The organism is Bradyrhizobium sp. 2TAF24 (genome assembly GCF_052115025.1).
Taxonomy (GTDB): Bacteria; Pseudomonadota; Alphaproteobacteria; order Rhizobiales; family Xanthobacteraceae; genus Bradyrhizobium_A.
Window position 1 is genome coordinate 1 of record NZ_JBFRFW010000055.1, and the last position, 2,249, is coordinate 2,249.

Below are 2,249 nucleotides of genomic sequence, written 5' to 3' on the forward strand. Positions count from 1 at the left end.
CTGCCCGGCAGCAGGTTGATGGCCCCCGTCGCCGACGGATTGCTCGGATTGCCGAAGGTGATCTGGCCGAGCGGCGCCAGCAGGACGCCGCCCTGGTTGATGGTCGGCGCGATAATCTGCACCGCCCCACCCGCCGACAGCGGCGTATACGGCGTCTCGCCATTGCTGGCAAAGCCGACCACGCTGCGCGACCCGCTCGCCTGGATCAGGAACAAACCGCTGGGCACGCCGAAGCCGGCTCCATTGCTGATCGGCACCGTGCTGATCGGATAGATTTCTGTCCCGGTGAGCGTCACATTGCCCACTGTCGCCAGCGTGCTCGGCTGGCGGCCTCCATAGAAATGTGACGTGCTGGCGACCGGCACCAGGCGGATATCGCCTCGGCTGTTGAACGCCATGCTGGCGAAGCCGGGCAGTGACACCGCCTGCTGAACAGGAGTGTAGGAATTGACGAAGCTCGTGACATAGCTGTAGCTCGCGCCGCTGTTCAGCATGCCTTCGATGTCGACGAGGTCGGCATCGACCTCGAGCGTTGCCGTGCCGGCCACGGGCACCGCACCATAGCTGCCAAGAGCAGCAGAGTTGCCGGTGAAATATTCGTTGAGGTTGCGCTGGCCACCGCCGATATCGACATAGGGCGCGCTGAGGCGGACGCTGGCGCCGGGCGTCGCGCTGATGTTGCTGGCATTGATGGTCAGGCTGCGCGGCAGGGCGAGGTTGACGCTGCCGTTGAACACCAGCGCATCGACCGCGCCGAGCGACGCGGACGCAAAGCCGCCGCCCGTGATCTGGTCGGCGCCGATGAAGATCGAGCCGAGCAGATTGCCGGGGATCGCCTGCCCCTGCGTCAGGCCCGCCGCCTTCATCGGCGCGGCCTGGCTGACGATGGTCTGGAACACCGGCGGCACGAATTTGGCGACCCCGGAACTATCGGCGGCATAGCTGCCGATGACCTGGTCGATGGTCAGGCTGCCACCTGCAACCCCCGCCCCTCCGCCCAGCGCCTTCATCGTGGCGTCGAGCAGCAGGCCGAGCGAGGCGCGGATCGCGAGGCCGCCGCCGGCGGTCGCAACGCTCGTCTGGCCCAGCCCGGAAAGCCCCGCGGCCTGCTGCACCGTGCCTGACGCTCCGGACACATCGATGATCGCGCCGGCCTGTGCCACGACCACGCCCAGCGGCTGCTCATACCTCGGCTGGAGCGCCGCATAGGGATAATACAGCGCCGGCTGCGCATCCTGATTGATGTTGACCTGCCCGCCACCGAGCACGGTGTTGACCGGACGGCCCAGCGAATCCAGCATCGATGCCACGAGGCCTGGCGCCAGCAGCCGCGCGTCAGGGCCGATCCACAGAGTTTGCGCGGCGGCATACACCGGACCGTTGTGGGGCGGCGGGCCGACACCATCGTTGATGCTGTTCCAGATGCTCGTCGTGCCGGTGAGGTCGAGATTGATGATGCCCGCGGGCGCGCTGATGGTGCCGTCGAACGACAGCTGATGGCGCGCATGCAGCGAGATCGTGGCTTGCGGATCGGCGTTGATGACCGCGCCCCGCTGCAGGTCGAGGTTACCGTTGAAGGCATCGACCGCGCTCAGGACGAGGTTGACGGGCGCGGCCCGCAGATACGCTGGCAGCCGCTGCAGCGCGGCGACGCTCATGACATCGCTGCCGGTCGGCGCCAGCAATGCCTGCGCGGTCGGCACAAGGTTGAGTGCGTGCAGCTCGAGATCGGTGCCGCTCACAACAGTGAGGTTCTGGTAGCTGTAGAGATTGTACTGGCCGAAGCCGCTGGCAAAGAAGCTCGCCGGCAGCCACATCACGCTGGCGGGATCGACCGGCGTCAGGTTACTGGTGCCGTCGGCATTGATGCTGCTCACCGTGGTGAGCGGCAGGATGGCGCTGCCGCCGATCTGGATCGCGGGCGTGGCGATGCTGAGCGTGCCGCCGCGGGTGAAGCCGAAGGAGCGCACCGTGCCGTCGAGATACACCCGCCCCGGATAGGTCTGCGCCAGCGTCGTTGATTTTGTGAGCGGCGCGCCGAAGGCGTCGCTGATCAGCGTGATGTCGCCGCCGGTGCCGACCGGCAGGCCGCCGCTGCTTTTGAGCTGGCCGTTGTTCTGCACCCAGCCGCCGCTCGATGCGTCGATGACCGCGCCGCTGTCGACCCGGACGTTGCCATAGGCCGTCAGCCTGACGTTGCCGCCGTTGGTGAGCGTGGGTGAGATATCGCTGTTGTCGGTGAGATCGTT

The 2,249-nt window shown here is 67.0% G+C and carries 1 protein-coding gene; it reads right to left on the reverse strand.

Annotated elements, in window-relative coordinates; translation table 11 throughout:
• Positions 1 to 2,249, reverse strand: a 2,249-nt coding sequence (locus tag AB4Z37_RS32870; RefSeq protein ID WP_441520861.1) for a hypothetical protein, incomplete at both ends; no start/stop codon positions are given.